General features: G+C 68.5%; 1 protein-coding gene. It reads left to right on the forward strand.

Going from position 1 to position 511, the window contains the following annotated elements:
• Nucleotides 1-511, forward strand: a 511-nt coding sequence (locus tag NS331_RS25025) for a glutathione S-transferase C-terminal domain-containing protein (RefSeq protein WP_193758213.1), incomplete at both ends; no start/stop codon positions are given.

Here is a 511-nt window from a genome sequence, read left to right on the forward strand (position 1 = left end):
CAAGGTCTTCGGCGAGGACCGCGGAAAGATGAGTGCGGGCAACATGACGCGCCTGAAACCCGCCGACGCCGCCGCCGCGTACAAGAACTACCTGCGCCGCCTGTCCGACATGCTGGACGACCGCAGCCACCTGCTGGGGGAGGTGCCCTGCATCGCCGACTTCGCGGCCTACCACCCGCTCTGGTACACCAGCCGCGTGAATGCCGTGAAGTCCATCCTCGATCTGACCCCGGCCGTGCTGGACTGGATGGACCGCATCAAGGCCATCGGCCACGGCAGCTTCGAGAAGATCACGTCCGCCGACGCGCTGGCCATCGCCAAGGCCGCGACACCCAAGACCCTGCTGACCGACAGCACCTTCCAGGACGAGCACGGCATTCCCCTGGGCAGCGCCGTCACCATCCGCGCCGAGAGCTTCGGCCTCGAAGAAACCGCCGGCACGCTGGTGGCCGCCACGCGCACGCACTTCACGCTGGCGCGCCAGGACGAGCGCGCGGGTGCACTGCACGTG

It is taken from the genome of Pseudacidovorax intermedius (genome assembly GCF_001476815.1).
GTDB lineage: Bacteria > Pseudomonadota > Gammaproteobacteria > Burkholderiales > Burkholderiaceae_C > Xenophilus > Xenophilus intermedius_A.